This is a genomic window from Nannocystis punicea, from assembly GCF_026965555.1.
Classification (GTDB): domain Bacteria; phylum Myxococcota_A; class Polyangia; order Nannocystales; family Nannocystaceae; genus Nannocystis; species Nannocystis punicea.
This window is the reverse complement of sequence record NZ_CP114040.1, coordinates 2,996,603-3,022,346: the sequence shown is the minus strand read 5'-3', so window position 1 is coordinate 3,022,346 and position 25,744 is coordinate 2,996,603. Positions and strand designations below refer to the sequence as shown.

24 protein-coding genes and 2 pseudogenes are annotated in these 25,744 nt (G+C 71.1%); 17 read left to right on the top strand and 9 right to left on the bottom strand.

Annotation, left to right across the window (positions count from 1 at the left end; translation table 11 throughout):
• Positions 1 to 45 precede the first annotated feature (45 nt).
• The 4 genes from O0S08_RS11460 (at position 46) to O0S08_RS11445 (ending at position 1,829) form a co-directional block, all read left to right on the top strand.
• A complete protein-coding gene (locus O0S08_RS11460; RefSeq protein WP_269039121.1) occupies positions 46 to 513 on the top strand; it encodes a VOC family protein in 468 nt (155 codons plus the stop codon).
• A complete protein-coding gene (locus O0S08_RS11455; RefSeq protein WP_269039120.1) occupies positions 503 to 844 on the top strand; it encodes an ArsR/SmtB family transcription factor in 342 nt (113 codons plus the stop codon). The genes O0S08_RS11460 and O0S08_RS11455 overlap by 11 nt, the downstream gene beginning before the upstream one ends.
• Positions 841 to 1,350 carry an SRPBCC domain-containing protein gene (locus O0S08_RS11450; protein ID WP_269039119.1) on the top strand — a complete coding sequence of 170 codons (510 nt, stop codon included), beginning with the start codon at positions 841 to 843 and terminating at the stop codon, positions 1,348 to 1,350. Before O0S08_RS11455 ends, O0S08_RS11450 begins: the two co-directional genes overlap by 4 nt.
• Before the next feature lie 194 nt (positions 1,351 to 1,544).
• Positions 1,545 to 1,829 (top strand): hypothetical protein, encoded by a 285-nt coding sequence (locus O0S08_RS11445; RefSeq protein WP_269039118.1) that lies wholly within the window; start codon positions 1,545 to 1,547, stop codon positions 1,827 to 1,829.
• On the opposite strand, the gene O0S08_RS11440 is transcribed toward O0S08_RS11445, so the two are convergent.
• Positions 1,816 to 2,466 carry an SIMPL domain-containing protein gene (locus tag O0S08_RS11440; RefSeq protein ID WP_269039117.1) on the bottom strand — a complete coding sequence of 217 codons (651 nt, stop codon included), beginning with the start codon at positions 2,464 to 2,466 and terminating at the stop codon, positions 1,816 to 1,818. The genes O0S08_RS11445 and O0S08_RS11440 overlap by 14 nt on opposite strands.
• Positions 2,467 to 2,752: 286 nt before the next feature.
• Here O0S08_RS11440 and O0S08_RS11435 point away from each other — a divergent pair, with 286 nt between their 5' ends.
• From O0S08_RS11435 to O0S08_RS11425, 3 genes are all read left to right on the top strand, one after another.
• Positions 2,753 to 4,435 carry an MXAN_6577-like cysteine-rich protein gene (locus O0S08_RS11435; protein WP_269039116.1) on the top strand — a complete coding sequence of 561 codons (1,683 nt, stop codon included), beginning with the start codon at positions 2,753 to 2,755 and terminating at the stop codon, positions 4,433 to 4,435.
• A gap of 155 nt (positions 4,436 to 4,590) precedes the next feature.
• Positions 4,591 to 5,367, top strand: coding sequence for a response regulator transcription factor (locus tag O0S08_RS11430; protein ID WP_269039115.1), 777 nt, complete (start codon positions 4,591 to 4,593; stop codon positions 5,365 to 5,367).
• Positions 5,368 to 5,385: 18 nt separating this feature from the next.
• Complete coding sequence (locus O0S08_RS11425) at positions 5,386 to 6,831, top strand: sensor histidine kinase (RefSeq protein ID WP_269039114.1); 1,446 nt, start codon at positions 5,386 to 5,388, stop codon at positions 6,829 to 6,831.
• A gap of 132 nt (positions 6,832 to 6,963) precedes the next feature.
• Here O0S08_RS11425 and O0S08_RS11420 read toward each other — a convergent pair whose 3' ends face one another.
• Together O0S08_RS11420 and O0S08_RS11415 are read right to left on the bottom strand one after the other, a co-directional pair.
• The gene (locus O0S08_RS11420; RefSeq protein ID WP_269039113.1) at positions 6,964 to 7,599 is read right to left on the bottom strand and encodes an alpha-ketoglutarate-dependent dioxygenase AlkB family protein; all 636 of its coding nucleotides are present in this window, start codon (positions 7,597 to 7,599) and stop codon (positions 6,964 to 6,966) included.
• Positions 7,600 to 7,608: 9 nt separating this feature from the next.
• Positions 7,609 to 8,430, bottom strand: a complete 822-nt coding sequence (locus O0S08_RS11415) for a GNAT family N-acetyltransferase (protein WP_269039112.1) — start codon at positions 8,428 to 8,430, stop codon at positions 7,609 to 7,611.
• A gap of 521 nt (positions 8,431 to 8,951) precedes the next feature.
• Here O0S08_RS11415 and O0S08_RS11410 point away from each other — a divergent pair.
• Together O0S08_RS11410 and ybiA (O0S08_RS11405) are read left to right on the top strand one after the other, a co-directional pair.
• Positions 8,952 to 9,149 (top strand): hypothetical protein, encoded by a 198-nt coding sequence (locus tag O0S08_RS11410; protein ID WP_269039111.1) that lies wholly within the window; start codon positions 8,952 to 8,954, stop codon positions 9,147 to 9,149.
• Positions 9,150 to 9,398: 249 nt separating this feature from the next.
• Entirely contained in the window at positions 9,399 to 9,920 is a 522-nt protein-coding gene (gene ybiA / locus O0S08_RS11405; RefSeq protein WP_269039110.1) for a riboflavin biosynthesis intermediates N-glycosidase, read from the top strand.
• A gap of 152 nt (positions 9,921 to 10,072) precedes the next feature.
• Here ybiA (O0S08_RS11405) and O0S08_RS11400 read toward each other — a convergent pair whose 3' ends face one another.
• Positions 10,073 to 10,885 (bottom strand): hypothetical protein, encoded by an 813-nt coding sequence (locus O0S08_RS11400; protein ID WP_269039109.1) that lies wholly within the window; start codon positions 10,883 to 10,885, stop codon positions 10,073 to 10,075.
• A 225-nt stretch (positions 10,886 to 11,110) separates the two neighbouring features.
• Between O0S08_RS11400 and O0S08_RS51535 the strand changes: the two are divergent.
• The 6 genes and pseudogenes from O0S08_RS51535 to O0S08_RS11375 all read left to right on the top strand — a co-directional run.
• Positions 11,111 to 11,221 (top strand): annotated as a pseudogene (locus O0S08_RS51535) (NADAR family protein); the annotation flags it as partial.
• Positions 11,222 to 11,430: 209 nt separating this feature from the next.
• Positions 11,431 to 13,041 carry a leucine-rich repeat domain-containing protein gene (locus tag O0S08_RS11395; protein ID WP_269039108.1) on the top strand — a complete coding sequence of 537 codons (1,611 nt, stop codon included), beginning with the start codon at positions 11,431 to 11,433 and terminating at the stop codon, positions 13,039 to 13,041.
• 108 nt (positions 13,042 to 13,149) lie between these two features.
• Positions 13,150 to 13,440 (top strand): hypothetical protein, encoded by a 291-nt coding sequence (locus O0S08_RS11390; RefSeq protein ID WP_269039107.1) that lies wholly within the window; start codon positions 13,150 to 13,152, stop codon positions 13,438 to 13,440.
• Between the two features lie 772 nt (positions 13,441 to 14,212).
• Positions 14,213 to 15,199, top strand: coding sequence for a sulfotransferase family protein (locus O0S08_RS11385; RefSeq protein ID WP_269039106.1), 987 nt, complete (start codon positions 14,213 to 14,215; stop codon positions 15,197 to 15,199).
• Between the two features lie 427 nt (positions 15,200 to 15,626).
• Positions 15,627 to 16,868 (top strand): class I SAM-dependent methyltransferase, encoded by a 1,242-nt coding sequence (locus tag O0S08_RS11380; protein WP_269039105.1) that lies wholly within the window; start codon positions 15,627 to 15,629, stop codon positions 16,866 to 16,868.
• A 108-nt stretch (positions 16,869 to 16,976) separates the two neighbouring features.
• A pseudogene (locus tag O0S08_RS11375) lies at positions 16,977 to 17,090 on the top strand (transposase); the annotation flags it as partial.
• A gap of 37 nt (positions 17,091 to 17,127) precedes the next feature.
• Here O0S08_RS11375 and O0S08_RS11370 read toward each other — a convergent pair.
• Together O0S08_RS11370 and O0S08_RS11365 are read right to left on the bottom strand one after the other, a co-directional pair.
• On the bottom strand, positions 17,128 to 18,267 hold the full coding sequence (locus O0S08_RS11370; RefSeq protein ID WP_269039104.1) for a 3-oxoacyl-ACP synthase III family protein: 1,140 nt from the start codon (positions 18,265 to 18,267) through the stop codon (positions 17,128 to 17,130).
• A complete protein-coding gene (locus tag O0S08_RS11365; protein ID WP_269039103.1) occupies positions 18,264 to 20,018 on the bottom strand; it encodes a thiamine pyrophosphate-binding protein in 1,755 nt (584 codons plus the stop codon). Before O0S08_RS11365 ends, O0S08_RS11370 begins: the two co-directional genes overlap by 4 nt.
• A gap of 241 nt (positions 20,019 to 20,259) precedes the next feature.
• On the opposite strand from O0S08_RS11365, the gene O0S08_RS11360 reads away from it, so the two are divergent.
• On the top strand, positions 20,260 to 21,171 hold the full coding sequence (locus tag O0S08_RS11360) for an SDR family oxidoreductase (RefSeq protein WP_269039102.1): 912 nt from the start codon (positions 20,260 to 20,262) through the stop codon (positions 21,169 to 21,171).
• Positions 21,172 to 21,746: 575 nt separating this feature from the next.
• Here the strand turns inward: O0S08_RS11360 and O0S08_RS11355 are convergent.
• Both O0S08_RS11355 and O0S08_RS11350 read right to left on the bottom strand, forming a co-directional pair.
• A complete protein-coding gene (locus O0S08_RS11355) occupies positions 21,747 to 22,730 on the bottom strand; it encodes a TFIIB-type zinc ribbon-containing protein (protein ID WP_269039101.1) in 984 nt (327 codons plus the stop codon).
• Positions 22,717 to 23,610, bottom strand: a complete 894-nt coding sequence (locus O0S08_RS11350; RefSeq protein WP_269039100.1) for a TFIIB-type zinc ribbon-containing protein — start codon at positions 23,608 to 23,610, stop codon at positions 22,717 to 22,719. The genes O0S08_RS11355 and O0S08_RS11350 overlap by 14 nt, the downstream gene beginning before the upstream one ends.
• A 278-nt stretch (positions 23,611 to 23,888) precedes the next feature.
• Between O0S08_RS11350 and ybiA (O0S08_RS11345) the strand changes: the two genes are divergently transcribed.
• Complete coding sequence (ybiA, locus tag O0S08_RS11345) at positions 23,889 to 24,332, top strand: riboflavin biosynthesis intermediates N-glycosidase (RefSeq protein WP_269039099.1); 444 nt, start codon at positions 23,889 to 23,891, stop codon at positions 24,330 to 24,332.
• A 120-nt stretch (positions 24,333 to 24,452) separates the two neighbouring features.
• Here ybiA (O0S08_RS11345) and O0S08_RS11340 read toward each other — a convergent pair whose 3' ends face one another.
• Complete coding sequence (locus tag O0S08_RS11340; RefSeq protein ID WP_269039098.1) at positions 24,453 to 25,709, bottom strand: FAD-dependent monooxygenase; 1,257 nt, start codon at positions 25,707 to 25,709, stop codon at positions 24,453 to 24,455.
• Between the last annotated feature and the right edge of the window lie 35 nt (positions 25,710 to 25,744).

The window sequence follows — 25,744 nt, the reverse complement described above, 5'->3', positions numbered from 1 at the left end:
TGTTGGGTTAACTATTACTCGAACCTGCAACGAACGGAGCACCTCATGAAGAGCACGCCGACCGGATGGCCCCGCATCTCCTCCTCGATCTTCTACGACGACCCCGCCGCCGCCATCGACTGGCTGTGCCGCGCCTTCGGCTTCGAGGTCCGCCTCAAGGTCGAGGGCGAGGACGGCGACATCGTCCACTCGGAGCTGGTGTTCGGCGAGGGCCTCGTGATGGTCGGCGGCACCAGGGCGCGCGACCCGGAGCGCGAGAGCTACCAGAAGCACCATGTCAGCCCGCGCAGCGTCGGCGGCGGCAACACCCAGACCCTGTGCGTCTTCGTCGACGACGTCGACGCTCACTGCGCCCACGCGCGAGCCAGCGGCGCCCGGGTGTTCCGCGAGCCCACCACCTCGGACTACGGCGAGGAGTACTGGTCCGACCGCAGCTACGGCGCGCTCGACCCAGAAGGCCACCAGTGGTGGTTCATGCAGCGCATCCGCGACCCGAGGCCGCGTGGCAGCTGACCTCGACCGCACCCTCGCCGCGCTCGCCGACCCCACCCGCCGTGGGGTCGTCGACCTGCTGCGCCGCGCCCCTCGCCGCGCCAGCGAGATCGCCGAGGCGCTCGACATGACGCGCCCGGCCATGAGCCGCCACCTCCGGGTGCTGCGCAAGGCCGGGCTCGTCCGCGAGGACGCCCAGGACGACGACGCCCGCGTCCGCGTCTACCGCCTCGAGCGCGAGCCGTTCGCCGGCCTGCGCGGCTGGCTCGACGAGGTCGAGGGCTTCTGGACCGACCAACTGCAAGCATTCAAGGCCCACGCCGAGCGCCGGGCCCGGGAGCGAAGACCATGAGCGCGCGGATCCGCGGCGACGCGGCCAACGTGACGGTGTCGGTGGCAGTGCCGCCCGAGCTGGCGTTCTCGATCTTCACCGAGGAGATCGATCAATGGTGGCGCCGCGGCAGCCGATACCGGGTGGCGGGCAAGCACCGCGGGATCATCCACCTCGAGCCGCAGGTCGGCGGCCGCCTGTTCGAGTCGTTCACGACCGACGACGGCGAGCGCGTGGTCGAGACCGGCCGCGTGCTGGTGTGGGAACCACCGACCCGCCTGGTGTTCGAGTGGCGCGCGAGCAACTTCGCCCCGAGCGAGCGCACCGAGGTCGAGGTGGTGTTCACGCCCAGCGGCGACGGCACCATGGTCCACGTCCAGCACCGCGGCTGGAGCGAGCTCCGCCCCGACCACCCCGTCCGCCACGGCCAGGCCGCGCCCGCGTTCCTCCGCGGCATCGGCCTGTGGTGGGGCGATCTGATGACCGCCCTGCGCGAACACGCGGCCGCGCGACCACCCCCGCCCTGAGCTATCCTCGCCCGGTGCGCGCGCTCGCGGCCGTCCTCCTCCTCGTCGCCGGCTCCGCCTGCGCCCCCGAACCCGCCGGCCCCGCCACCCCGACGCCGGCCGGAGAGGATCCTCCCCGAGGGCCTCCGCCGGAGCCTGCATCGTCGGACAGGACGCCGCCCGCGGTCGGCCCTTCGGGACAGGCCCCTTCGGACATGCCCGAAGCGACAGGAACTTCGGAACATGTCCGTCCGGACCTGCGCGCCCACCTGCCGATCGGCGCGCCCGCCTGCGACGTCTACATCCTCCGCTACGCCGCCTGCGAGGAGCGGCTGAAGCCCGAGATCATGAGCGGACGGCGCCGCTTCGCCGTCAACGAGGCCGCCTGGCTCAAGTACATGCACGACGAGCACAAGGACCCGGGCCTCGCCGACGCCTGCAAGCGCATGCTCGAGCAGCTGCGGCCGCACTGCGACGGCGAGCCGGTCAAGTCGCCTTGATCTCGTAGACCACGCGGACGCGCGAGGTGATCTCGATCCGCCCCGGGATGATCGGCGTCGCCGCCCCGACCTCCTCGGCCGCCGAGAAGTGGTAGTCGATCAGCGGCGGCGGGACCTCCTCCAGCACCTCCGCCATCAGCGGCCCCTCGATCTTGGTCCCGAGCGCCTTGGCGACCGTGTGGATCTCGTCGATCGCCACCTTGGTCGCCTGCCCGAGCCCGTCGCGGCGGTACTTCTTGTCGTCGTTGACGATGAAGCGCAGCCCGCCGGCGGTGTTGGCCCCGGCGGCCACGCCCGAGTCATAGACCGCGACCGCCTTGTCGATCGGCGCGGTCACGCTGATCACGTTGGTGGCCCGATAGCCGACCAAAATCTCGGTCTGAGTGTCCTCGTCCCACTTGGTCACCGACTCGAGCTGCAGGTCCGCGGTCTGGATCGCCGCCTCGCCGAGCTTCTGCTTCTTCACCGCCGCGATCACCTTCGCCATCTTCTCGGCGTTCTCCTCCACCGCCTCCGCCGGGTGCTCGGCCTGCGTCGTCACGCCGAGCCGCAGGATCGCCGCGTCCGGCTCCGCGCGCACGACGCTGCTCCCGGTCGCCTCGATCTTCTTCGTGTTCACGAACTCTCGTGGTTGCATGAATGGGAGCGTGGGACGTGCGCCCGCCGCCGGCGGGCGATCGATGATTGGGCGCCGATCCTCGCAGCGCGCGGCGACGCCGGGAAAATCGGGCGGCAACGTGCGGACGGGGCGCCCTGAGCCGCGCGCAGCGACGCGCACGAGCGCGAGCGCAGGCGCTCAGTCGGCCCCGGGGCCGGCGCCCCGGATGGCCCCCATGACATGTCCGTCGAGACATGGACCGCAGCGCGGGCGCGCCTGCGCGCCGTCGGCTTGCACCGCCGTCGCAACCGATCGATGGTGGGCCGTGTCCGCCCGCCATTCGCTCCTGCTCGCCTTCTTGTGCGCCTGTCCCTCCGCTGCCGGCACGTCCACCGAGGACGGCACCGGCGAGGCCGGCAGCGCCACCGCGGTCAGCGGCCCGCCGACTTCGACCACGAGCAGCGGCGTCCCCACCACCGGCGAGGGCGCCTGTCCGGCGCCCCTGGCGGTCTGCGGCGACGCCTGCGTCGACCTCGCGCACGACCCCGCGCACTGCGGCGGCTGCGACCAGCCGTGCGACCCCGGGCTCGCCTGTCTCGAAGGACAGTGCAGCGTCGCCTGCGGCGCGGACCGGGCCGCCTGCGCCGGCGGCTGCGTCGACCTCGACAACGACCCCGCCCACTGCGGCGAGTGCGACCGCGCCTGCCCGCCCGGCGTCGCCTGCGTCGCGGCCGCGTGCACGCCCACCTGCGCCGCGGAGCAGGCCCTGTGCGGCGAGCAATGCGTCGACGTCGACAACGACGAGGCCCACTGCGGCGGCTGCGACAGCCCCTGTCCTTCGGGACAGCCGTGCGTCCACGGCCAGTGCGTCGGCGTCGGCCTGCACCACCTGCTGATCAGCGGCCAGAGCCTGTCGACCGGCTCCGGCTCGGCGGTCGTCAGCGCCATTCAGCCGTTCACCAACGTCTCCTTCAACACCGGCGTGCGGGCCGGCGGCGTCGGCCTGACCGGCTTCATCCCGCTGGTCGAGACCTGGAACGGCGCCGAGGGCGAGACCATCGCCTCGGGCGCGGCCAACCTCGTCAGCCAGCTCGAGCAGGCCCGCGGGAGCAGCCACAAGATCCTCGCCTCCGCCCACGGCGTCGGCGGTCAGCCCTACGCCGCGCTCAAGAAGGGCACCGCCCCGTACGCCGACGGCCTGGCCCAGGTCAGCGCCGGCGTGGCCCTGGCCGCCATGAGCGGCGAGGTCTACGCGGTGCGGGCGGTCGCCATCATCCACGGCGAGAGCGACCACGTCGGCAACAACCTCGCCTACGCCGACGACCTGCTGGCCTGGCAGAGCGACTACGAGGCCGACGTCAAGGCGCTCACCGGTCAGCCCTACCCGGTGTCGATGTTCCTGTGTCAGATGTCGAGCTGGACCATGTACGGCAGCCCCGTCTCGCGGATCCCCTTCGAGCAGCTGGCGGCCGCGCGGGCCCGTCCCGACCGGATCCACGTCGTCGGCCCCAAGTACGTCTTCCCCTACGTCGACGGCGTCCACCTCACCGGTGAGGGCGAGCGCTGGCTCGGCGAGTACTACGCCAAGGTCTATCGCTCCGTCCTGATCGACGGCGTCCCGTGGCGGCCGCTGGCCCCGCGCGCGGTCACCCGCGCCGGCGCCGTCGTCACCGTCGACTTCGACGTGCCCGTCCCGCCGCTCATGCTCGACGAGGTGCTCGTCACCAACCCCGGCAACTACGGCTTCGAGTTCACTGACAGCAGCGGCGCACCGCCGGCGATCGCCGCCGTCGCGCTCGCGGGCCCGACCCGCGTGCAGCTCACCCTCGCCGGCGAGCCGGTCGGCGGCAACCAGCGCGTCCGCTACGCCGCCACCGGCGTCCCCGGCCAGAGCGCGGGCCCGACGACCGGCGCCCGCGGCAACTTGCGCGACTCCGACGCCACGGTCAGCCGTCACGGGTACACGCTCCACAACTGGGCGGTCCACTTCGACGAACCGGTGCAGTGACGCACCCTGCGCTTCCAGCGCCGAAATGCGGCGCAGTTCACGCCACTCCTGAACCGCGCCCGGACCGCCGCCGCGAGCCTGGCCTCGGCGCCGGGCCCGGCCGCGGACGCATAACTCACCTTGCGCCCGCGCGCTCGTCCCCCAATCAACACTTCATGCCGCGAGTCCTCATTGTCGACGACGAAGAGCCGCTGCGGGCCAGCCTCACCTACGCGCTCACGCGCGAGGGCTACAGCGTCACCACCGCGGAGGACGGCGCCGGCGCGCTCGAGCAGGCCAACAGCCGTCACCCCGACGTCGTCATCCTCGACCTCATGCTCCCCGGCATCGACGGCATGGAGGTCTGCCGCCGGCTGCGGGCCGTCTCGGACGTCCCGGTCGTCATGTTGACCGCGCGCGACCGCGGCCAGGACAAGGTCGACGGCCTCACCGTCGGGGCCGACGACTACGTCACCAAGCCGTTCGACACCCCCGAGCTGGTCGCCCGCGTCGGCGCGGTGCTGCGGCGGCGAAACCAGGCCCAGCGCCTCCTCGACGAGGATCGCCTGCTGGTCCAGCGCATGGAGGAGCTGCTGCGCCACGCCCCGATCCCGCGGATGGCGGCGCACGAGCGGACCCCCGCGCGCGGGCGCCTCGACGGCGGCCGCGTCGTCGTCGACCTCGACAGCGCCACAATCCTCGTGCGCGGCCGGCCGATCGCCACCTCGGCCGCCGAGTACGCGCTGCTGCGGCTCCTCCTCTCCTACCCCGGCCGCGTCGTCACCCGCACCGAGCTCATCGAGCGCACCTGGGGCCCGGGCGCGCCCGACGGCCACACCCTGCTGGCCGTGCACATCCGCTGCCTGCGCGAGAAGATCGAGGAGGACCCGGCCCACCCGCGCCTCGTCCTCACCGTCCCCGGCATCGGCTTCCGCTACGACCTGCCGTCCTGATCGCCTCCGGAGCCCGTCATGCCGGCCCACGCGCGCGTGCAGCGACGATTCGGGCGCATGGGCGTCCGCCGGCGCCTGTTCGTCACCACCCTCGGCCTGCTGGTGCTGTGCGCCGGCGCCCTGGTGTCGGTCGTCCTGTGGTCCTTCCAGCGGTTCTACCTCGCCTCGGCCGCGACCGACCTCGGCGCCCGCACCCACGCGATCGCCCAGACCGCCGGCGACCTGCTCGAGCAGGGCGACCTCGTCCGCCTGCGCGTCCTGGTCGAGCGCTACGGCGCCCCCGAGGACATCGCCTTGCGGGTGATCGCGCCCGACGGGCGGCTGCTCGCCACCTCGCAGCACGAGCCGGCCGAGAACGCGATCGTCTGGCCGGCCGTCCCGGGCATGGCCGACGCGCTCGCCGGGCGGGCCGTCACCGGCATCGCCGTCGGCCTCAGCGACAACGAGGATCGCATCTACCACGCGGTCCCGATCGTCCGGCACGAGCGGCTGCTCGGCGCCGTCCGCATGTCGCGGTCGCTCGCGCAGCTGCAGGCGCACCTGCGGGCGACCATCGTCACGGTGCTGGTCGCCCTGGCGGTCATCCTCGCCGTCGGCGCCGGCCTCGTCGCCTGGTTCGCGCGCGGCCTGGGGCGGCCGATCCAGCAGATGCGCGACTTCGCGGTCGCTCTCGGCCGCGGCGAGCTCGGCACGCGGCTGGCGATCGCCCGCCCCGACGAGCTCGGCGAGCTCGCGGCCGAGCTCAACCGCATGGCCGAGCGGCTGGCCGCGCTCGAGCAGGAGCGGCGCACCTTCCTCGCCAACGCCTCGCACGAGCTGCGCACCCCCGTCTCCAACCTGCACGTCACCTTGCAGGCGCTCGACGGCGGCGCCGGCGACGACCCCGAGCTGCGCACCCGGTTCCTGCGCACCGCCGTCGACGAGACCACGCGGCTGCGCACCCTGATCCAGGACCTCCTCGACCTCGGCCACCTCGAGGCCGGCTCGACCCGGCTGGAGCGTGTCGACGCCTCGCTGCGCGCCGTCCTCGAGCGGGCCACGCGGGCCATCGAGGGCCGCGCGCTCGACCGCCGCGTCTCCCTCGTCCTCGACCTCGCCGAGGAGCTCACGGTTCACATCGACCCCGAGCGGATCGCCCAGGCCCTGCTGTGCGTCCTCGACAACGCGCTCAAGTTCTCGCCGTGCGGCGGCATCATCGAGGTCGTCGCCCGCCGCTACGGCGCGCGCGTCGAGATCGTCGTCCGCGACCAGGGCCCCGGGATCGCCGACGCCGATCGCCCACACGTGTTCGAGCAGTTCTACACCGCCGACCCGGCGCGCCGGCGCGGCGGCTCCGGCCTCGGTCTGGCGATCGCGCGCCGGATCGTCGACGCCCACGGCGGCACGATCCACGTCGACGCCAACCCCGGCCGCGGCGCCGCGCTCGTCATCACCTTGCCGCTCGCCGCGCCCTTCCAGGGTTGATCCGAGGCGCCGACGGCGGCGCGAGCAGCCGCAATTGGGCCCCGGCGGATTCGGGACGACCGCCCGTGGACGGGAGGAGACCTCGCAACGAGGCGAACGATCCGTGCACCATCGCCCCGGCCAGCGCTCGCCTCACTCGCCGTCTTCGGGCCAGCGCACCACCCGGCTCGCGTGCGCCACCGCCGGCTGCGGCGCCGGTCCTGACAATGTCCGAAAGGTCAGGTTGATGCGCGGCGCCTTCACCTCCGGCTCGCGCGGCACCTTGTGCTGGTGCGAGTGCTGCAGGTCCCCGCGCATCACCAGCAGGTCGCCGGCGTGCAGCTCGAGCGTCAGGCACGGCTCGGCGGCGCCCTTGGGCCGCACCAGGAACTTGCGCGTCGCCCCGAACGACAGCGACGCGATGATCGGATCGCGGCCCACCCCGAGGCTGTCGTCGGCGTGCCAGTTCACCCCGTCCTCGCCGTCGCGGTACAGCTGCACGATCAGCGCGTTGAAGCGCGTCTCCGCGGCCGCCTCGGCCAGCGCGCGCAGCTCGGCCAGGAGCGGCGTCCATGGCAGCGGCGTGAACACCAGCCCCGAATAATCATAGGACCGCTCGCCGTAGTTGACCGTCAGCCGCGGCAGCTCGCGCGGGCGTCCGTCGTTCTCGTAGCGGACCGCCAGCCACGGCGTGTCGCGCAGCAGCGCCGCCATCAGCTCCGCCGCGCGGGCCGGCGCCAGGGACCCGCGGGCCACGCGGATCCGGTCGTCGAGCAGGCTCGTGAACATCGCCGTCCTTCACGGCGACGGCGCCAGGCCGGGCCCCGGCCGTACCAGCGCCACCTTGTGATAGACCAGCGCGAACCCCATGCGGGCCGCGTTGCGCTCGGTCGGGATGCCCGGGCGCGAATGGATGCACGCCACCGCGCACCCGCGGGCCTGCGCCGCGCGCAGGCGCATCGCGATCAGCGCTTGCTGGATCCCCCGCCCGCGGTGGGTCGCGCGCACCGACGTCCCCAGCAGCGCCGCCACCCCCTCGCCGACGTCGAGCGAGCCGCCGCCGACCGCCACCGCGCCGTCGAGCGCGAGGAAGCACTCCGTCCGCGGCTGCGCGATCATCCGCCGCGACGCCGCCGCCAGCTCCTCCGGCACCGGCGAGCCCTCGGGGCGGAAGCCGCAGGTCGACGCCTCGACGAACGCCTCGACCTGCGCCGCGTCGCGCGGGTCGACGCGGGCGAACGTGATGCCGGGCGGCCAGCCCTGCGCCGGCGCGAAGTCCTCGCCCGGCGCCAGCGGGCGGGCCAGCACCGCCTCGAACTCGCGCAGCACGAACCCTCGCGCCGCCAGCCCCGCCAGCAGCGTCTCGTCGGCGAACGCGCTCACCTCGATCTTCGGCTCGATGCCGCGGCCGGCGTAGAACTCGACCAGGCGGTCGACCTCCGCCTCCGCGACCGGCCCCGCGAGGCCGAGCCCGCACGCCTGATTGGTCCACGAGCCGACGCCGCTGACCGACATGAACCCGCCCGCGATCGGCTCCGACACCAGCGCGGCAGTCACGGTGCACTCGGCCTGGCGGCGCTCCTCGAGCACCGCGATGTCCCTCGGCGTCAGACTCGACATGGCGCGCGAGGGTACGCCAACTCGCGGGCCCGGCCAAGGCCGCGCAAAAGACATGCCCCTTCGGACAGGTCGTACCACCGCCGCGACCACCGATCGGCGAGGGTGAACCAGGCGTCGCGGCCCGGCGCGCCGACTCCCCCCCCGGCCGAGGCCGCCGCGCCTGGTTGGCCCTTCAGACAGGTCGAAGCCCGTCGCCCGCGACGTCGCGGATCCCGTCGCAGAACCGCGGACCCGCCGTCACGGATGGAACCGCGATCGGCGAGGTCGACCCCGGCCTTCTCGCAACCCGACCGGGATCTCGGCGACGCCAACACGCCGCAGCGAGCGCTCGCTCCGCCGCCTGCGCCGGTTCTTCGGCCTCGCGCGCCGCCTCGGCCTCGCGCTTCATCGGCACGGATCGGGGCGTAGCCGCGGCGCGCGGCGCGAAGGAGCCCCGGCCCGGATGGGCTCGCTCTGCCCGCGTCCTGCACGACCAGACCTGCCGCCTCGCTCGCCGGCGCGAGGCGTAGTACGCTGGGGACATGCTCAGCCTCGCGCTCGTCAACCTCCTCGTCGCCGCGGACGTGCCGCCGGCCGACGCGGCCGTTCACCGCGGAACCGGCTGGTACTCGGCGAGCACGACCGTTCCGGAGCCGCCGATCGCCCTCGCGCTCGTCATCGTCGCCGCCGCGGGGATGCGGGTGCGCGAGCGACGGCGTCAGCGTCGCGGCGACTCGTAGTCCCCCGCCCGCGCACCTCGCAACCCGCTGTCCGTGGCGGCCATCCCACGCAGGCCGCGCCGAGCCTCCCCCGCCGTCTCGTTCGGACGCGGCTCCGCGCCGCCTCCCAGGTGAGGATGCCGCGTCGGCGCAGCCGGCAAGGCCCGCTCTCTCGGGCCGCCGCCGCAGCACCTCCGTCCTCGGCTTCGCGCTTCGCGTCGCGCCGCACCGTCGACCGCGCGGGAAGGTCGCTGATATGGTGCTCGCGCGATGCGGCGCGACGACTTCGATGGTTCGCAGGTGATCGAGACCGAGACGATGGTGCTGTTCTGGCAGCCGCCGGCCGTGTTCGGGCAGTGGACCCCGTCGCGGTTCGCGGTCGACGGCGTCACCTACGGCTGCGCCGAACAGTTCATGATGGCCGAGAAGGCGCGGCTGTTCGGCGACGACGCGACGCGGGCGAAGATCCTCGCTACCGACGATCCCCGGCAGCACAAGGCGCTCGGGCGCACGGTCGCCGGCTTCGTCCAGGAGGTGTGGGACCGCGAGTGCCTCGACCTCGTGGTGCGCGGCAACCGGGCCAAGTTCGGGCAAGACCCGGAGCTGCGCGCCGCGCTGCTGGCGACCGGCGACAAGCTGCTCGTCGAGGCGAGCCCGCTGGACCGGGTGTGGGGCGTCGGCCTGCGCGCCGACGACCCGCGGATCCACGACCGGAGCCGGTGGCGCGGCAAGAACCTGCTCGGCGAAGCGCTGATGCGGGTGCGCGCCGAGCTCGCCGCGGCCGGGCGGTGATCGTTGCCACCTGTCCTTACGAACAGGTAACGCCCTCCGCCCGCCCTGCCGCAGAGCCGCGAGCGCCGTCACACGCCGTCGCCCAAGTTACCTTGAGGACATGTCCTCACGGACAGCTCCACGGCACCCGACCGGGCCGCGGTGCCCGCCCGCTACCCGAACAGCTCCGCCCGGAGCTGCGCGACCTCGTCGGCGCCGAGCAGATGCTCGAGCAACAGCAGGATGTCTTCGGCCGCCTGGCGCCGTCCGGCCGCGGCGGCACCCCGGGCGCAGACCACGGCCACGAGGAAGGTCGCCTGCCCCATGGCCTTCATCGTCGCCTCGTCGATGCGCCCCAAACCCCTCTTGGCGGACCAGTAGCTCTGCGCGGTCATGCACTCCGGCAGCAGCGACAGCGCGTCGTCGAGCCGGCCATCCTCGAGCAGGAGCTGGACGAGCATGGGCGCGTCCATGCTGCCCACCAGCCAGCGGGGGCCGTCCCCGCCGGGCCGCACCTCCCACAGCAGGGCGAGGGCGCCGGCCCGGTCCTCGCGCTCCAGGCGACCGGCGACGACGTAATGGAGGGCCCGTGAGTGGGCGTCCTGGTCGTTCAAGCCCGCGATGCGGGCGCTCTCGAGGAACGGCGCCTCCGCGGCCAGGCTGTCGCCCCGGCGGGCCAGGATGACGCCGAGGGTGAAGAGGTCCTGGCGGACGGTCGGTCCGTCGGCGCCCTCGAGCGAGCGGTTCAACTGCAGGGCGGCCCGCACGTCGTGTTCGGCGCCGACGGCGTCCCCGCGCAGGTCCTTGATGACGCCGCGGCGCTGGAGGCCGGCGGCCTCCAGGACCTGGTCCTTGGCCGCGACGGCGTCGCGGACGAGCTGCTCGAAGAGCGCGAGGGCCCCGTCGAGGTCGCCTTCATTCATGGCCGTACCACCGTCGACGAGCAGCTTCTCGAGCCGCTTCCGCGGCGACTTCTTCCAGAACATATGGACTCCTCCGATCCCGGGGCGTGAGGTCGACGATCCGCCGAGTCGGCGAGTCCGGGGACGCCGAGCCCAGCGTCGTGCAGGATAGCAGCGCCGCCCGGTGCCCGGCACACTACCGAAGCGACCTCGAGGACATGTCCCAATGGACAGCTCATGAACGCCCGCGCGGGCTGACGCCCCCGCGCCGCCCCGACGCTCCTCCCGGGCGCGGCCAGGCCCGAAGCGATCGAGTTCTCCCTGCCCCCCGATCCGTACGGCGAGCTGTCCAACTTCGCCCCGTTCCCGCTCAGGCTCGGCGGCAAGCGCTGGCCGACCAGCGAGCACTACTTCCAGGCGTAGAAATTCGCCGGCACCCCGCACGAGGAGGAGATCCGCCGCGCCAAGACGCCGAAGGCCGATCGTGATCATGGCGCCGAAGAGACGAACCGGGCTTGGCGAGCTCGACGAGCCGTGCGCTGGGGCACCGTCCTGGCCGACCGTGATCGACGATCGATCGTACGCCCGTACTGCCGAGCACCGTGCCCGCCCCGTGCTACCGTATCCGGATGCGACTTATCCATGGATTGATCGGGTCACTGTTGCTGGGCGGGTGTGTTCCCTCGACGCTGGACGACGACGGCACGACCGACACGACGGTCGACATCACCGGATCCGGCTCGACGACGGGCTCGAGCGCCCCGGAGACCACCACTGGCAAACCGACCACCGGTGACTCGACCACCGGGGACCTCACCACCGGCGCCGCCGGCTCCTGTCCCGATGGCGACGTCGTGGTGCATAACCAGGCCGCCCTCGAGGCCCTCGCCGGCTGCACGCACATCACCGGCTCCCTCTTGATCTACGACGACGTGACGTCTCTGGCCCCGCTCGCCGCGCTCACGCGCATCGACCTCGACCTGGCCATCACGACGGAGGACGGCGGCAAGGCGCCGCCGCTGACGACGCTCACCGGCCTCGAGGGCCTCACGTCGATCGGTGGCGCCGTCCGCCTCGGGCACATGCCGGGACTCACCTCTCTGTTGCCGCTGTCCGGCCTGCAGGAGCTCGGCGGGTTCTACCTCGGCTTTATGCCGAACCTGAGCTCGCTCGAGGGCCTGCACAATCTCACCACCGTCTGGATCATCGTCCTGGTCAGCCTGCCCGCGCTCACCGACCTCGCGGGCCTGCGCAGCGTCGAGGCCACCAGCAGAATCCACCTCGAGCAGGTCGGCATCACCGACCTTCAGGGCCTCGAGGCGCTCACCGAGCTCACTGTCGAGCTCAGCGCCAACGACAACCCGAACCTGCAGAGCCTCGCCGGCCTCGAGGCAGTCGACTGGAACGGCCTCTCGCTGAGCCTGACCGGCAACCCGGTGCTCACCGACCTCGGGGCGCTCACGGGCGTCGAGCATATGGTCTCGATCAATCTCACCAAGAACGGCCTCACCGACCTCGTCGGCCTCGAGTCCTTGACGAACGTCGAGATCGGCCTCGTCCTCTCGGAGAACCTCGCGCTCGCCGACCTCGGCGCGCTCGCCGAGCTCGAGTCGGTCGACCGCCTGCTGCTCAACTCGCTGCCGATCTCCGACCTCGCGGGCCTCGCCTCGCTGGTCGAGGCCCGCGAACTCTTCGTGTGGTCGACCGAGATCGCGACCCTCGGGCCGCTGCCGGCGCTGCAGCAAGTCGGCGACATCGAGCTCCACTCCAACCCTGCCCTCGTCGACCTCGCCGGCCTGAGCGGCATCAGCTCGCTGGGCCGGGTCGAGATCTCCGACAACGAAGCACTGCCGACGCTCGGCGATCTCGCCGAGGTGGTCACGGCCGAGTCGCTGGTGCTCTACAACAACGCCGCCCTCGTCGACCTCGTGGGCCTCGGTGCGCTCACCGAGGTCCACGGCCAGCTCTACATCCGCGACAACCCGGCCCTCACATCGGTCGCCGGACTCACCGCGCTGACGAAGGTCGGCGACCGTCTTAACATCCTCTTCAACTCGTCCCTGCCGCAGGCCGACGCGGCCGCCTGGGGCGCGGGCGTCGACGTGGCCGGCACCGTCAAGATCGCCGGCAACAAGGACGCGCCAGGCCCCGCCGACCCGTGCCCGTGGCCGAACGACGGGGAGTGCGACGAGAAGATCGGCCTCTGCGTCGCCGGCAGCGACATGGAAGACTGCATGTGATCGACGTCGACGATGGCCTGCGAGCCAGCGCCGTGCAGGATAGCGGCGCCACCCGGTGCCCGGCACACTGCCGGAGCGACCTCGGGGACATGTCCTCATGGACAGCTCATGAACCCCCGGGCGGGCTGGCGCCGCCGCGCCGCCTCGGCGATCCTCGCGGGCACCTACGCGCCGCCGATTCCTGAAAGTGGCGCCCATCCGGATTGCAGGCACGAACGTGGCCCCTCGCGGGATTCCGCGCAAGGCGCCCATGAGTCGGCCGGTCATGCCGATCTCTTCTTCAGTCCTGCCCTTCGGGAGATCGACATGACCACGCACGAGGCTGTGACGTACTGCGATGACGCCGCGCGTGAACTCGACGTCGGACCACTGAAGCGCGAGGACCTCGCCCCGGCGTAAACCTCCGTCAATTCCGAGCAGCACGAACACGACGTACTCGGGCCCGAGCCGCGCTCCGTCCGATTGACTTCGAGCGGCTGGATCTCGAATTGCGTCGAACGCCGTTTTCCTTGTCTCTGCCTGATCCGGTTTGACCACTTCACAAAGCACCTTCAGCTTTCACGACGAAAGGAGCCGGCGTCGGCGCGGTCTGCGGCAATTCGAGCGAAAGATCGAAAGCCTCGTGATCGAGACGGCACTTGGCAGCCGTCTCTCGAGTCATCTGGGGCGAGCGAGGGCTCTTGGCGCCGCGTGCGTTCCCGTCTCCTTCCAGACACGTGCCCGGACCTCACGTCACCTGCCCGAAGACCAATCGCTCGCGGAGGTCCGGCCTCACGGTGTCCGCGAGCGCGTGGAGAACCTGGAGGAAATCCGCGCCGACCCCAATCGTTGGCTCGGTCTCTCGTCTCGCGCGCGGAGCCTCTACGCAGCGCTCGAATGCGGCGTCGATCGGATGCGACGAGACGCCGCAACTTGCGTCGAGTCCGTGAAGGTTTCTGTCGAACCAAAAGCTATGTACGACCCACTCTGGAGGGACCGGCCAACTCGTTCGATAGCTCCACGGGACAGTGCAAACACGGCCGTCGCGTCCTCGACAGGAAGGTTCTAGATGCTGCGTATTCTTCGAATTCGAGGGTCGTCGGCGGCCAGACAGGGATGGAGTTCGGTGTTGGTCGATCGGCCGTGGCGTCACCTACCAATTTCCACAGCCGACCTTCGGTTCGATCTCCGGGTGCTCTCGTCGCGCGCCGTCACGCGCGCATCCATCCGACTCGATGGTGACGAAGTCACGAGGATTTCGCTACCGACCTCGGCCGACGCTTCCGTCGAACCGGGCGCGATATGTAAGACGCGGCTCGCGTTCCAGATTCAGACGAGCGCGATCCGCAACGCATCGGTCATCTCCGTCGTCCTTGAGGACGACTCTGGATCGACGGACACGTGCGCCGAGTTCGATTGCGGGGAGGCGACGTTCTCGACGGAGGATACCGACCGCCTGAAACCGGACTTCGCAATCATCGGTGCGATGAAGGCGGGGACGACCGCACTCTACGATTTTCTCACGCGACACCCGCAGGTTCTCCCTCGGATGCCCAAGGAGATCCGTTTCTTCAACGAGTCTTTCGATCTCGGCCTCGACTACTACCGCTCGTGCTTCGCTGGAAAGCTGGCGCATCCGCTCGCAGCGGGTGTTCTAGCGGGTGACGGGACGCCCGGATACATGTCGCCATACCATCCGGAGTGTGCGGCGCGGCTTCGCGAGTTCGCGCCCCACGTGCGGATCGTCGTGTCGTTGCGCGATCCTGTCGAACGCGCGATCTCGCACTACTATCACAACGCAAAAATGCTAGGCACCGAGTCCCGCTCGCTCGAAGCCGTCTTCGCCGAGGCCGAGTTCACCGATGCCGTAGATCAATCGGCCTACCTCCGCTACGGAAGGTACGCCGAGTGCCTTCGACCGTGGCTCGCTGCATTTCCGCGACAGCAGGTTCTGGTCCTCGACTTCCACGACCTCGAACGCCGACCAGCCGGATTACTCCGTGACCTGTTCGCGTTCGTCGGACTCGATGTACCACCAGGCCTTCACGTGACGAAGATCTTCGGGAACGAGTACCCGGAGCCGCCGGAAGACATGATACGGCGACTGCAGGCGTACTACGCACCGCTCCGCAGCGAGCTTCGGGATCTGTTGGGTCACGATCTCAGCTTCACCCTCTGACCGAGCGTCCCAAGCTGCTACGCGGACCCGCCGCCCTCATCTTTGAATCCACGCGGATCCCGACCGGCGCTGACATCACCTCATCGCGAGTGTGATGGAGAACCCATCGGCCGTTCAGAGCTCTCCAGGTTCTTTTTGACCGCCGCCATCCCTGACGCAGGCCCTCGACCCCCGGGCGGTCGGCCCTGCGCACCGGCGCCGACAATCCCGCGTAATCTGCGCCGAAGGCCGCTCGCGCTGACCGCCCGGCCAAGATTCATCGCCCGGTTTCTTGCCAAAGGGTTGCGGGGCGGCCCAGCCGAACCGTGCTAATGGAGCGCTAGCTTCGCAGCGCGCCGCTCGGGCGAGTGTGCTCTCGCTCGGCCCCCATGTCGTCGAGTATGCCGCGCGACGACGACGTCCCGCCGAAGGACCATGCCCCCGACCTATGACGAAGTCTCACATAGCCCCTGCGAGACCTATCCAGCAGGCCGTCGAACAGAGTCGCCGCCTCATCGAGGAACGGCATTTCAACGAAGCGCTGGCGCTTCTCGACGAGCAGCTCGTGCGCTGGCCGAAATCATTCTGGCCGAGGCACCTGCGCGTGATCGCGCTCGAAGGGCTCGAAAGACCTGCCGAGGCGCTGGCGGATTGTCGGGAGCTGTTTGCGCTGTATCCCGATGCCGCCAACACCGCGGCGTCCTATCACACCGCGCATCGCTTGCTCGTTGCCGCGGGAGAGAAGGCGGAGGCGCTCGACTTCGGCATGAAGGCCGCACGACTCAAGCCGGATCGGCGGGACTGGTGGCAGTCGGCTCGCGACATCGCAGCCGAGCGTGGTCGCGCCGACCTCGTCGCCGAGTGCGACGTGGCGTTGAAGAAAATCAGCCGGGCGTCCGCTGCGCCGCTGCCACAGATGTTGTTTGCTGCGAGCCAGCGGGGAGGAGAGCGGCGCGAGTTCGCAATCCACCCCCAGCTCCATGCGTCCCAGGATCCTGCGACGCGTCCCGCACCGCCCGCTGACGCCATGCAGTACGGCGAGCAGGCCGCGAGGCACCTGGAAAGCGGCAAGGCGGACGTCGATGCGCTGCTCGGCATGATCGCTTCGTGCGGGTTCGACTGGGCCCAGTGCAAGCGGGTCCTCGAGTTCGGTTGTGCCAACGCGCGCCTCTTGCGTTGGTTGATGCCGTATGCCGAGGGGCGAGAGATGTGGGGCGTGGACATTCAAGCCGACAAGATCTTGTGGGCATCCGAAAACCTCAGTCCGCCGCTCAACTTCGCGACGACGACGACGGTTCCCCACCTGCCCTTTGCGGACGGCCACTTCGATCTCATCTTCGCCGGATCGATCTTCACTCACATCGGCGAGCTACACACCGCCTGGTTGCTGGAGCTCAGGCGCGTGTTGTCGCCTCGTGGCCTCATGTACATCACACTGCACGACGAGGACACGCTGACATGGCTCAAGGCAAGATCGCACGCGAGGGCCAAGGCGCTCGAGCACAGTCCTGAGGGTCGGCGCGTGCTGGATGGGTCGTTCGACTATTTCTGCGCGAACAATCAGGTCTTCATGACTCAGGCCTACGTGAAATTCTGGACGTCCTCGTTCCTCGAGCTCGTAGGTCGCTTTCCCAACGCATACGCGGGGCTCCAGACGGCGTACGTGTTCAAGCACAAGACCGGGGCGTGAAGCCGTCGTCGGCGCTGCGCCGATCCTTGTACGTCAACAGCACGCCGCCCTCCGCAAGGGCGAAGAGGTGGCCATATTCGATAATGGCGAGCAGCGGGCGCCGCGACAGGCGTCCGTGAGCGCATCGAGGCGCGCGGCGCGACGGTCGTCTACCAGCCTCCGTACTCGCCCGACCTCAACCCCATCGAGCTCGCCTGGTCGAAAATCAAGACCGCCCTTCGCGGCCTCGGCCTCGCGCGCGGCGACTGCGCCCAAGCGCTCAATCAAGCGACACGTCCGCCGCGCTCTCCCTTCCAGGGCCGAGACCGACCTCGCCCCAGCGCATCACGGCCGCGCCGGCACTGCCGACCGCGCCGAAGGTCGACACCAGGACGAGGTCACCCCGACGAATCAGCCCGGAGCGCGCCGCGTGGAACAGGTTGACCAGGGGAAGCGCGGGTCCCACGTTCGCGTATTCGGCGTGCATGGAGATTGTGCGCACGCGGTCGACGCCGAGCGAACGACAGGCCAGGTCGGCGCACCACGGGACCGGCGTCGGGAAGATGAAGCGATCGATCGCTTCGAGCGCGACACCGGCGCGCTCGGCCGCGCCGCGGCAGCAGGCGACGATCGAGCGCCCGGTGTGCTCGCTCAGCGTCCGTCCCGAATCAGGGCCCACCCGCAACCGGACCTGGGCCTCGCCACCGGCACCAGCGACCATCTCAGTCCAGATGTTCCCGCACGTCGACGCGGTGTGGATCGAGTGTGCTCCGAGAACGCCCTCCCCGCGCGCGAGCTCGCCGACGACGAACGCGCCGACGGCGTCGCCGATGTTCCACGCGAGTGTGTCGGTCGGCTCGACCACGCGCGAGTAGGTGCACGAGACCACCACGAGCACGTTGCGGTGCTCGCCGGCGCGGATCAAACTCGTGGCCGTCCGGAGCGCCTGGAAAGCACCAGAGCACGTCGACTCGAGGTTCCAGGCAGTACCGCCGAGGCCCAGCTCGTCGCACAGGAACGCCGCGTTGCCGGGGCCGAAGAATTCAGGCAGGAACGAGCAGCAGATCAGGAGATCGATGTCCTGCAGCTCGAGGCCCGCCGCCGCGACCGCGGTTCGTCCGGCGCGTGCTTCGAGCGCGAGCGTCGTCTCACCGGGAGCGAGCAGGCGGCGCGCGACGGCGCCGCGGAACGGATCCGCGAGATACGGGGCCATCGTCGCGTCGAATAGACGTGCGCCAGGGCTCGACGGGTGGGGCGCGTAGAGGCGCGCCAGGGCCCATTCCTCGCAGGCGGCGATCATGTCGGGATGGCGGCGATGCCAGAACGCATTGGTCCTGATCCCGCGCGGATCGGCCAGCGCGAGCGAACGGATCCCCACGGGCCGCCGGTTCGTGTCGATGTCTGCGTGCTCTGCCATCATTTGTCGCTCGTGGTTGTGGTATGAGAGGTACCTCTGCTCGCGAAATAATGCTTGAGAGTGTCGGCACGGGTGCGCAGCGGCGGCGGTACCACGCGCGGATCGATCGCCACGTCGACGACCGATGGGCCCGGCTCCGCGAGCGCGGCCGCGAGCACCCGGTCGAGCTCGATCGGCGAGCGCGCCGCGAACGCCCTGGCGCCCAGGCCCTCGGCGATCTGCCGCACGTCGAGGGGACCACGAAACCGGGCAGGGCAGACACTCCGGGCGAACAGCAACTCGTCACCGTGAGCGACCATCCCGTGGCCACCGTCGTTGAGGACGATGAAGGTAACCGGGACGTCGTACTCGACCGCCGTGTGGACCTCCATGCCGCTCATCGCGAACGCGGCGTCACCGACCGCGACGAGTGCCCGGCGGCCGGGTGCCGCCATTGCACCGCCGATGGCGATGCCGATCGACGAGCCCATGCTCGCCCAACCGAGGCTGATGAAGAAGCTGTCGGGCCGGCGGCATTCGTGGTAGTGCAGGAACCACGACATGCAGTTGCCGATATCGACGAACAGCATCGCATCGGCGGGCATCACCCGCGCGACGCCGTCGACGAGATCGACCGGGTGCACGGTACCGGGCCCGGTCGCGCGGTCGACCTCGTGGCGGCGCGGCATGGCGCGCCGCAGGACGCTCAGCCGCACGCGCGACGATTCGGCTGACGGCAGCGGCTCGTCGCCCAGCTCGGCAGCGAGCGCCTCGAGGGTCGCACGTGCGTCGCCGACGAGGCCGAGTTGGACCCGGTAATTAAGCCCGACCGATTCGGGATCCACGTCGATCTGGACGAGCGCTCGCGTCGGCTGCAGCCTCGGGTCCCACGCGTTCGTCGCCAGCTCCCCGAGGCTGCTGCCGACGACGACGAGGACATCGACGTCGTGGTCCGTGAGGTACCGGTCCGCCCACCGCGATCCTCCGTAGCCGAACACGCCGAGCGCGAGCGGATGGTCCTCGCGGAGGACCCCCTTGGCCTTCGGCGTCGTGGCGACGGGAAGGCCGTGTCGCTCGCTCAGCCGTGCCAGCGCGGGCCCTGCGTGCGCGAGGTTGGTGCCGTGCCCAGCGAACAGACAAGGCCGCTCGGCGCGCCGGAGCAGGTCGGCGACGCGCCGCACGCCGTCGCGGTCGACAGGTCGGGAAAGCGGGCGATAGGCGCTCGCCGGTCGCAGATCGCGGGGGACGCGGGCGCGCGCCACATCGCCGGGGACGCTCAGGTGCACGGCGCCCGTCCGGCCCGTGAGCGCAGCGCGCAGCGAACGTCGGACGAGCTCGCCGGCCTTCGTCCCGTCGGGGACGACGGCCGACAGCTTCGTGACGGCGGTATAGAGAGCGACGGTATCGCCATAGAACGGCGAGCACTCCTGGGCGGCTCCGCGGCCGAGTCCGGCGGTCGAGACCTGTGCGGTGAGCAGGAGCAGCGGGATCGAATCGGCGTGGGCGCACGCGACGCCGGTCAGAGCATTCGTCGCACCTGGGCCCGTCGTGCCGCAGCAGACGCCGAGGCCGCGGCGGACGCGAGCGTAACCGTCCGCCATGAAGGCAGCGCCCGCCTCGTGCTTCGTCAGCACCGGGCGAATCGCCTCACGGCCCGCGAGCGCCTCGTAGAGCGGCACGAGCGCGCCGCCAGGTACCCCGAATACGTACTCGACCCCTTCGCCGACCAGGTAATCGAGCACGAGCTCGATGGCACCAACGGGTGTCTCCGGCATCGATCCATTCTTGGCCCGAGTTCGCCCCGCCGACCAGCCGCGCCGGCTCGCCGATCGCCGGCACCAACGTCCCATTCTTGCGAGCCGACGACCGACGGCGCGCGGCATCATGGCTCCTCGAGGCCGAGGATGTCGGGCTTGCGCACTGCACATCCGCGGAGCCACCGGCGCAGCCCGGCGGCTGCGGCCTCTACGGGTGGTTCGGACGCCATGCGGTGGTGGTCGGCCGTTGCTCGCCCGAATGGACGGCCCGAGCGCTGCGAGTCATAGAGTGGTCATGTCGGGCGCTCATGAGTCGGGCGAGGTAGTCCTCATCACCGGGGCGAGCAGCGGCTTCGGCCTGCTCACAGCCGTCGAACTGGCGCGCCGCGGTCTGCGGGTGTTCGCCAGTATGCGCGACCCGTCGCGCCAGGCGCCCCTGCACGCCACCGCACGAGCGGCCGGGATCGAGGTCGAGGTCGTCGTGCTCGACGTCACCAGACCGGCGACGATCGCGGCGGCCCTCGCCGACATCCGCGCGCGCGCCGGCGGCGTCGACATCTTGATCAACAACGCGGGCATCGGCCTTATCGGGGCGTTCGAGGACACCGACGAAGTCGAGCTGCGAACGCTCTTCGAGACCAACTTCTTCGGCCTGGGCGCGGTGACCCGCGCGGTGATCCCCGAGATGCGAGCACGGGGCCGCGGCCGGATCGTAAACGTCGCCTCGATGAGCGGCCGGATCGGTGCGCCAGCGGCCGCGGGCTACAGTGCGTCGAAATTCGCGGTCGAGGGGTTGTCGGAGGCGCTCAGCCACGAGCTCGCGCCGTTCGGCATCGACGTCGTGATCGTCGAGCCGGGCACGTTCGCCACCGAGTTGATCGGCCCGCAGAAGCGGCGTTGGACCACACGCGCGGGCGATCCGGCGTCGCCGTACCGCGCGCTCTGCTCGGCGCTCACCCGCACGATGCAGAAGGGCTTCGAGCGCGGCCATCCCGACCCGAACGCGGTCGCCCTGGCGATCGCCCACGCCGCGACCGCGATGCACCCGCGCCTGCGCTACCCGGTCGGCAACGACGCGCAGGTGCTGTCCTTGCTGCGCGGCCTGCTGCCAGCCCGCCGGTTCGAGCGAGTGTTCCGGTGGCTGCTTCGCAGGGCCACGTCGGGCGATTGACGCGTGCCCGGCCGAGTGAGAGGTCCCGCGGCTCGAGACCTGGTGGACGGCGGCGCAGAAGCCGAAGTGGTTGCGTCCGGAGTAAGTGGCCCCGCTCTCCGTCGATGGGCTGGCGGCGCTCGTGCCGGCCGGAGTGCTGTTCCGATTGACACGGCCCAGCCGGGCTCGGCTGCGGCTGCTGATTGCTTCATGTCTACTGGCACCCGCCGCCAGCGTCGTGTTCGTAGTGAGCATCATTCCGGATGGCGAGGGGTTCACCCGGACTGCAGTTGCTCAGCGCGTTCGCAAGTCAGTGGTCGCAGCGTACTCGGCTTTGGCGCGCTTGCCACCTTTGTCATGATGATGCTCCACCGTCCGGCCGCCCAGCGCTTGGCGGCGCTCCCAGCCCGGCGGTAATATCGTCGAGAGGGGCTCCCAGCGCGCTCCTCGGCGCCGAGGACAACTCGGTGCACATGGGGTCAGCCATCGACCAGACGGCGACGCCGACTGCCGCGCCAGCCGGTCGTGGAAGCACGGTCACGCGAATCGCTTTCGCTCGAAGGCCCGCCGACGAAGGCGTCGATCGGCCCCTCTCATCACTTGGCCAGGACCACGATCAGGGCGACGATCAGCGCGAGCGCGGCGAGCCCCCCGACGATCACGAGGACGATCTTCGCGATCGAAAGCGGCGCCTTGCCGGTGACCACCGCCATGTCCTGGCCGTTGACCACCGCGCGGTAGAGCTTGTCGCGGTAGCGGTAAGCGAGCACGTAGGCGGGGAAGGCGAGTCGCTGCGAGCCGAGGCGCCTGGGCAGCACCGCGACCGAGAGCTTGCGCTGGCGGCTGCCGGGGACCCACGTGCTCGCCTGCGCCAGCGCGGCCCGCTCGAGCCCCTCGGCGATCGCCCGGCGGGCCGCCGACCGCTGGACGTCGAAGCGCTCGATCAGCACGCCCGGGCGGGCCTCCGGCGGCGGGCCGCCCGAGTCGACGCGGTAACCGCGGGCGATCGCCTGGCACTCCGCAGCGCTCAGGCCGCGTGACGCCGGCACCAGCACGTTTCGCAGGTTCAACGACTGCTGGCCGGCGTGCGGGGCCCAGGACGCGCGCCGGGAGCCGACCTCGGAGTCGGCCGCCCAACTGACCAGCACCTCGGCGTCGAACACCCAGCCGACCCACCACAGCGGCTTCAACTCGCCGATCGTCGCCGCCGCCTGGAGGTCGCTCGGGCGGAAGAAGCCGAGGGTGCCGAGCCAGCGCCGCAATCCCTCGGCCGCCGCCGCGGCGTCGACCGCGAACGGCAGGTAGGCGGACGCCTCCTCGACCGGGTCCTCGGGGCGCTCGACGTGCATCTGCGAGCCGCAGAACGAGCACTTCGGCGCGCGGACCTCGACGTCGTAGGACACCGCCGCGCCGCAGCCCTCGCAGCGGAGGAACTCGACGTGCGTCGCGGCGCCGACGAACACCTCACCCGGCGTCGGCAGCCCGCACACCGCACAGCGGAGATCGCCGGCCTCGACCGGCGACTCGCAGCGGCCGCAGGCAGCGCGGGCCGGCGTCGCGGCAATCTCAGCGCTGGGCAAGCAGCACCCCCCCGACGACGAGGCCGACGCTCAAGAGGACCAGCGCGCCGATCTTCACCCACGAGCGCGGCGGCTTGCCGAACACCTTGCCGGTCTGGCCGTTGACCAGCAGGCGGACCACGCGGTCGTCGGCGAAGCGGACCGGCAGCACCCACACCGGCGCGAGCATCAGGATCTGGGCGATGTCGGCGAGGCGGGCGCTGACCTGGAGGTCCGACTGCCGGTCGCCGGGCAGGATCGTCATGATGCGCCGCTGAACCTCGGCCATCGCCTCGGCGACCGCGAGCTCGCGGCACACCTCGGCCGTCATCGACGCCTCCTCGGCGATCCACCCGGAGAGCAGGCGCGGCGAATAGCGGTGGAGCGCGCGCAGGTCGAACGGCTCGACCCCCTCGAGCTCGTGGTTGCCGATCCCCCGCGAGGCCGTGACGACGACGTCGCTGACATAGGCCGAGTAGCTCCCCGCGAGCGTGTGCCACTCGGTCTCCGTGCGCGTGCGCGTGACCGTGCGGCCCTTCGAGTCCGTGGTCGTGTAGGTCACCGTGTAGTTCTCGCCGATGCGGGCGGTGTACTCCGCGTGGGCCGCCGCCGAGAACAGGTACGAGGGCACGTAGATCCCGCGGATGGCGTCGACCTTGGCCTTGCGGAACGCCTCCGGGGCGAGCCAGGCCCGCCTCACCCAGCGCCGGGCCGCCGCCAGCGCCTGCTCGTGCGGGACGATGAACGCGAGCACGAAGTCCGGCTGCGGCCGCCCGGCCTCCCGCGGCCGCTCGACCACCGCCGGCGACGCGCAGTACGGGCAGGTCGCGGTCCGCAGGTGGGCCTCGACCTGGATCTGCGAGCCGCACGACCCGCACGAGAATTCGACGACCTCGCTCACGCCCGGCCCGCGATCGTGCCACAGGTCGTCGTCCCGCGGCTGCGATGATCGATGTCCGAGTCCGCGCACGGACGCCGCGAATCGCGCGGGAACGACCGGACCGCTCGATCCGGCGCACGGGCGCGTCGACGATCCTGCTGCCCACGGGTCGGGAGGTCGTGGCCGAACACCATCGGCGGCCGAAGTGACCTCGAGGACATGTCCTCCTGGACAGCTCATCAACCCCCACGCGGGGCTGGCGCCCCCGCGCCGCCTCGGCGATCCTCCCGGGCACGGCCATGCCCGACGTGATCGAGTTCTACCTGCCCGCCGATCCGTACGGCGAGCTGTCCAACTTCGCCCCGTTCCCGATCAAGCTCGGCGGCAAGCGCTGGTCGACCAGCGAGCATTACTTCCAGGCGCAGAAGTTCGCCGGCACCTCGCACGAGGAGGAGATCCGTCGCGCCAAGAAGCCGAAGCTGGCGGCCGAGATGGGCCGCGATCGCAAGCGGCCGCTGCGGCGCGACTGGGAGTCCGTCAAAGAGAGCGTCATGCTCGCGGCTCTGCGCGCCAAGTTCACCCAGCACCCCGATCTGCGCGAGCTGCTGCTCGGCACCGGCGACGCCCGCCTCGTCGAGCACACCGCCAACGACGCCTACTGGGGCGACGCCGGCGACGGCAGCGGCAAGAACCGCCTCGGCCACCTGCTCATGCAGCTCCGCGCCGAGCTGCGAAACCGCTGAATCGCTCCTCGCCGCCGTCCGCAGCGCGCCCGGTCCCGCCGTGGCGAACCGCCAGTCGACGTGCCGGGTCATGAGCCGCGCCGGCGTGGAGCACAGGCGGCCCACGTCGCGGCGTGAACCTCAGACCTGTCCCGAAGTTCCTGTGACGATTGCGCCCGGCGTGACGCCGCCGGCCCTCGAGCCGTGAATCGGCCGCGACACCGGCGGCAGCTCGAGGTCGCGGGCGGCCTCGCGGATGCCGCGCATCGCCACCTGCATCAACAGGCTGCTGCCGGGCACGTACGGCAGCAATCTCATGGCGAGTCGGCGCATGCGCACCTGGAACGGCGACTCGGGGGCGAAGCCGCCTGCGAGCTTCAAGGCGATGTCCTGGTTCCTGCGGACGAAGGGCAGCATGCGCTCGTCGTAGCGGCGCAGGGCGGTGGCGAGGTCGGCGCCGCGGGCGAGCTCGGCGGCGAGGACGTAGGCGCCGACGAGCGCGAGGCTGGTGCCCTGACCGCTGAGCGGAGAGGGGCAATAGCCGGCGTCGCCGACGAGGGCCACGCGGCCGCGCGAGAGGGTGGGCAGGCGGATCTGGCAGGTGAGGTCGCAGTAGAAGTCGTCGGCGCGCTGCATCGCGGCGATGAGCCGCGGGAACTCCCAGCCGGCGCCGGCGAAGGCGTCGGCGACGAGGCGCCGCTGGCCAGGCACGTCGCGGTGGTCGAAGCGATCGCCATGCGCGAAGAACACCGCGCACATGAGGTCGCGGTCGCCGTGGGTGCTCTTGACGCTGGCGATCCGGCGCAGGCCGCTGAACAGCAATTGTTGGCGGTGCAGGCCGAGGTGGTTGGGCGCGGTGAAGATCGCCATCGCGCTGCCCATGTCGCGCAGGAACTCGCGCTCGGGGCCGAACGCGAGCGCGCGCACCTGCGAGTGGACGCCGTCGGCCCCGACCACGAGATCGAAGGTCGCCGTGTCGCCGCCGGCGAAGGTCACGTCGACGCCGCGGTCGTGCTGCCGGAGCGCCGCGATCGAGTCGCCGAAGCGGTAGCGGACCCGCTCGCGCGTCGACTCGACCAGGACCCGCGCCAGGTCGCCGCGCAGGACCTCCACGTCGTCGGGGTCGATCACGCCGAAGCCGCGCGGTGTCCGGCCGAAGCGACGGCCGCGCTCGTCGACCATCACGTTCTCGAGCGTGTCGGCCGCGAGCGGGCGCAGGACGTCGCGCAGACCCATGCGCTCGACGACCTCGAGGGCGACCCCGCGGATGTCGACGCAGTAGCCGCCCTCGCGCAGCGCGGGGGCCCGCTCGACGACGGTGACGTCGATGCCGTGACGGTTCAGCCAGAAGGCGAAGGCAGGCCCAGCGATGCTGGCGCCGGTGACGAGGACGTGCATGCGTACGGTGTACGCGCCCAGGACGGATCCGTCGA